General features: G+C 72.0%; 5 protein-coding genes and 1 pseudogene. 1 reads left to right on the top strand and 5 read right to left on the bottom strand.

Annotated features, from left to right (window positions below; genetic code table 11):
• The 5 genes and pseudogenes from JM949_RS33705 to leuC form a co-directional block, all read right to left on the bottom strand.
• A pseudogene (locus JM949_RS33705) lies at window positions 1-232 on the bottom strand (endonuclease/exonuclease/phosphatase family protein); the annotation flags it as partial.
• The gene (locus JM949_RS33700; protein WP_203152081.1) at window positions 199-918 is read right to left on the bottom strand and encodes a hypothetical protein; all 720 of its coding nucleotides are present in this window, start codon (window positions 916-918) and stop codon (window positions 199-201) included. The gene JM949_RS33700 and the pseudogene JM949_RS33705, both read right to left, overlap by 34 nt.
• A 141-nt stretch (window positions 919-1,059) precedes the next feature.
• Window positions 1,060-1,698, bottom strand: coding sequence for an HU family DNA-binding protein (locus JM949_RS33695; protein ID WP_203152080.1), 639 nt, complete (start codon window positions 1,696-1,698; stop codon window positions 1,060-1,062).
• A gap of 172 nt (window positions 1,699-1,870) precedes the next feature.
• Window positions 1,871-2,458, bottom strand: a complete 588-nt coding sequence (gene leuD, locus JM949_RS33690; protein ID WP_203152079.1) for a 3-isopropylmalate dehydratase small subunit — start codon at window positions 2,456-2,458, stop codon at window positions 1,871-1,873.
• 15 nt (window positions 2,459-2,473) lie between these two features.
• Entirely contained in the window at window positions 2,474-3,919 is a 1,446-nt protein-coding gene (gene leuC, locus JM949_RS33685; protein ID WP_203152078.1) for a 3-isopropylmalate dehydratase large subunit, read from the bottom strand.
• 49 nt (window positions 3,920-3,968) lie between these two features.
• Between leuC and JM949_RS33680 the strand changes: the two genes are divergently transcribed.
• Window positions 3,969-4,655, top strand: a complete 687-nt coding sequence (locus JM949_RS33680) for an IclR family transcriptional regulator (protein WP_007456408.1) — start codon at window positions 3,969-3,971, stop codon at window positions 4,653-4,655.
• Window positions 4,656-4,703 lie beyond the last annotated feature (48 nt).

Below are 4,703 nucleotides of genomic sequence, written 5' to 3'. Positions count from 1 at the left end.
CCGCCGGGGCCGCCTGGCTGGCGTCCTCGCCCGGGGCGACGCTGGCGTCGTCGGTGCGGGCGAGGCTGGCACCGAGGCCCAGCGCGGCGAGCAGGATGGCCGCAACGAGCAGGTCACCCCGGTCGAGGGCGAAGAGCACCGCGCCGGCCAGCAGCGCCACCGGCCCGTACGCCCGGGTCCGTCCTCGGGGCGGCCGGGTCAGCGCGGTGCACAGGAACCCGGCGACCGCCACCGGCAGCGGCGCCAGGCCGAACAGCGGCGACGACGCCACACCGTCCCCGGCGGCCAGATACGACATCCCGGTCCGGCCAGCGCCGGAGAGAGCGCCACCATCGCGGCAAGCAGCAGCGCCGGCCCGGCCAGCGACCAGGCGCGCGCCCCACCGGAGCCGGCGGGGGATCCGGCGGGCCGACCGGTCTGCGCCACGCCGAGCAGGAACAGAGCCGCCGCGACGGTGCTGAGCAACCAGGCCAGCGCGTCGCCGCGCCAGACCAGGTCGACGGTGTCCAGCACCGCGTGCAGTGCCGCGTTGGCCGCGAACCCCAACGCCAGCCCCGGAACCGGTCGGTCGGTGTCGGCGGCGACGCCGACCAGCCAGACCAGTCCGGCGAGCAACCCGGCGGTGGCCAGCCAGAGCTGGGTACGCCCACCGGGCGCGGTGGTGAGCGCGAGCCGGGCGACGGCGAGCAGAACAGCGGCGGCGACGGTGACCGGGCGGGCTCCGACCTGGCGGACCACGGCGGGTGCGCCCAGCGCGAGCACGAACCAGCCGAGGGCGAACGCGCCCATCAGCTCGGCCGGGGTGGACGCCGCCTGGCCGAAGATGGTGATGATGCCGGGCAGCCAGACCCGCAGCACGTCGATGAGCAGGATGACGCCCAGCGCGAGCGTCCCGGTGGTGAGCTGGCGGTAGCGCACCGGTGCCCCATTTCCGGTCGGCGGGCCGGCGGAGGGGGACCGGCACGGCGATTCTGCGCGAGCGCGTCAACCGGGGTCAACGGTCCGGGTACGCCGGAAGGGCGTCCACCCACGGGTGGACGCCCTTCGGTAGCGGGTCGGTCAGCGCTTGCTGGCCGCCTTCTTGGCCGGTGCCTTCTTCGCCGGCGACTTCTTGGCCGCCGTGCTCTTGCTCGCCGCCGCGGTCGTCTTCTTCGCCGCGGTCGACCTGGTCGCCGCGGTGGTCTTCTTCGCCGCGGCGGTCTTCTTGCCGGCGGCCGTCTTGGTCGCCGTGGTGCTCTTGCTCGCCTTGGCCGGGGCGGTCTTCTTGCTGGCGGCCGTCTTGGTCGCCGTGGCGGTCTTGCTCGCCTTGGCCGCGGTGGTCTTCGTGCTGGCGGCCTTGGCCGTGGTCGCCTTCGTGCCGGCCGCCTTGGCGGTGGCGGTGCTGGTGGCGGCCTTCTTCGTCGCCACCGTGGCCTTCGGCACCTTGCCGCTGGCCACCATCTCCTTGAACCCGGCGCCCGGGCGGAAGGTCGGGACTGATGTCTTCTTGACCTTCACCGCCTCGCCGGTACGCGGGTTGCGCGCTGTTCGCGCGCCACGCACACGCTTTTCGAATGCTCCGAATCCGGTGATCGCCACCTTCTCGCCCTTGGTGACCGCCGCCTGGACCTCGGTGAGGACCGCGTCGAGCGCGGCCGTCGCCATCTTTCGGTCCCCCAGGCGAACGGCGAGCGCCTCGATGAGCTCGGCCTTGTTCACGACTTCCTCCCGATTGTGCAACTGACTCGACGCGAGCCATTCTGCGCGCACGGTATGCCCTGTGCTGCCGAGACACAAACATTCGGTAGAAAAAAGGCCTTGTGTCGTAACGGATTCACCCCCGCCGGTTGGACCGACGGGGGTGGAATCGGCTCTCTGATCGGGCGTACGGCTATGCCACGGAGGGCAGGAACGGCAGTCGACGCGCCTCGTACGAGTCGATGTCGGCGGCGTGCCGGAGGGTGAGTCCAATGTCGTCGAGGCCCTCCAGCAGCCGCCAGCGGCTGAAGTCGTCCAGCGGGAACGACCAGCTGCCCTCGCCGGCGGAGAGCTGGCGGGTGGTCAGGTCGACGGTCACCGGAGTGCTCGGGTCGGCCTCGACCAGAGCCCACAGCTCTTCGACGATTTTCAATTCCAACTCGACCGGCAACAACCCTTCCTTGAGGGCGTTGCCGCGAAAGATGTCACCGAAGCGGGGAGCCACCACTGCCCGGAAGCCCCAGTCCCGCAGTGCCCAGACGGCGTGCTCCCGGGAGGAGCCGGTGCCAAACTCCGGACCGGCGATGAGGATCGACGCTCCGGAATATCTTTCATCGTTGAGCACGAATTCCGGGTCTTCCCGCCACGCGCTGAACAGGCCGTCGGCGAAGCCCGTCCGGGTCACCCGCTTGAGGTACACGGCGGGGATGATCTGATCGGTGTCCACGTTGGACCGACGCAGCGGGACGGCGGTGCCGGTGTGGGTGGTGAACTTGTCCATCTCCTCGGTCCCCTTCTACAGGTCGGCGGGGGCGGCCAGCCGGCCGACCACGGCGGTGGCGGCGGCCACCGGCGGCGAGACCAGGTGGGTACGCCCACCCCGGCCCTGACGGCCCTCGAAGTTGCGGTTCGAGGTGGAGGCGGAGCGCTCTCCCGGCTTCAGGGTGTCGGGGTTCATCCCCAGGCACATCGAGCACCCGGCGAACCGCCACTCGGCCCCGGCGTCGGCGAAGACCTTGTCCAGCCCTTCGGACTCGGCGGCCTCCCGCACGGCGGCGGAACCGGGCACCACGAGCATCCGGACGCCGTCGGCCACCCGGTGGCCGCGCAGCACGTCGGCGGCGGCCCGCAGGTCCTCCAGTCGGCCGTTGGTGCAGGAGCCCACGAAGACCACGTCGATCGGCAGCTCCCGCAGCGGGGTGCCGGGGCGCAGGTCCATGTACTCCAGGGCCCGCCGGGCGGCGGTGCGCTCCGAGTCGGTGGTGAAGTCCTCCGGGTCCGGCACCGGCGCGCTCAGCGGCGCCCCCTGACCGGGGTTGGTGCCCCAGGTGACGAAGGGCGTGATCTGGCTGGCGTCCAGGGTGACCTCGGCGTCGAAGTGCGCGCCCTCGTCGGTGGGCAGCGTCCGCCACCACGCCACGGCCGCGTCCCAGTCCGCGCCCTGCGGCGCGTTGGGTCGACCCTTGAGGTACGCGAAGGTCGTCTCGTCCGGCGCGATCATGCCGGCCTTGGCGCCCCACTCGATGGACATGTTGGCGATGGTCATCCGCCCCTCCATGGAGAGGGCCCGGATCGCCTCGCCGCGGTACTCGACGATGTGCCCGCGACCGCCGCCGGTGCCGACCTGGGTGATCAGCGCGAGCACCAGATCCTTGGCGGTGACGCCGGGGGCGAGGCGGCCGGTGACGTTCACGGCCATCGTCTTCGGCCGGCTCTGCGGCAGCGTCTGGGTGGCGAGGACGTGCTCCACCTCGCTGGTGCCGATGCCGAAGGCGAGCGCGCCGAAGGCGCCGTGGGTGGCGGTGTGCGAGTCGCCGCAGACGATGGTCATGCCCGGCTGGGTGAGCCCGAGCTGCGGGCCGATCACGTGCACGATGCCCTGGTTGTCGTCGCCGAGCGGGTGCAGCCGCACCCCGAACTCGGCGCAGTTGCGGCGCAGCGTCTCGATCTGGGTACGCGACGTCGGGTCCGCGATGGTGAGCAGGTCACCGCGGCGGAGGCGGAAGGCCGGGTCGGCGTACCCGGTCGGGGTGTTGTGGTCCTCGGTCGCGAGGGTCAGGTCGGTACGGCGCACCCGACGCCCGGCGAGCCGGAGCCCGTCGAACGCCTGCGGGCTGGTCACCTCGTGCAGCAGGTGCAGGTCGATGAAGAGCAGGTCCGGCTCACCAGCAGCGGACCGTACGACGTGCGCGTCCCAGACCTTCTCGGCCAGGGTCCTCGGCTCAGGAGTGACTCCCACCATCTGGACATCCTAAATTCTGGGAGGTAAATTTCGGCTTGTGGGACACAGTATGAGCGGTGTCGGCGTTCTCGACAAGGCGGTGGTCATCCTGGCCGCCTGCGTCGACGGCGCCAGCCTGGCCGAACTCGTTGAACGCACCAAGCTGCCCCGAGCCACCGCACATCGGCTGGCCCAGGCCCTGGAGATTCACCGGATGCTGGTCCGGGACACCCAGGGCAGGTGGCGACCCGGCCCCCGGCTGGGGGAGCTGGCCAATGCCGCGCCGGACGTGTTGCTGACCGCCGCCGAGCCACTGCTGGCCGCGCTGCGCGACGCGACCGGCGAGAGCGCCCAGCTCTACCTGCGCCGTGCCGACGAGCGGATCTGCGTGGCGGCGGCGGAACGCGCCAGCGGCCTGCGGGACACCGTACCGGTCGGCTCGGTGCTGCCGATGACGGCCGGTTCCGCGGCCCAGATCCTGCTCGCCTGGGAGCCGCCGGAGGCGGTGATGCCGCTGCTGCCGCGCAGCAAGTTCACCGGCCGCACCCTCGCCGAGGTGCGCCGCCGCGGCTGGGCGCAGAGCGTCGCCGAACGGGAGGCCGGTGTGGCGAGCGTCTCCGCCCCGATCCGCGACCGCACCGGCCGGGTGATCGCCTCGGTCAGCATCTCCGGCCCGATCGAGCGCCTCGGCCGCCGCCCCGGCGAACGCCACGCCATGGCCGTGGTAAGAGCCGGCCAACGCCTGTCCGGCCTCTGACCCCCCACCACCCCAGCCCTCGCCCTGTTGATCATGAAGTTGTCGTCA

The organism is Micromonospora tarensis (genome assembly GCF_016803395.1).
GTDB lineage: Bacteria > Actinomycetota > Actinomycetes > Mycobacteriales > Micromonosporaceae > Micromonospora > Micromonospora tarensis.
The sequence above is the reverse complement of the archived record's forward strand: the minus strand, read 5'-3'. Positions and strand labels throughout refer to the sequence as shown.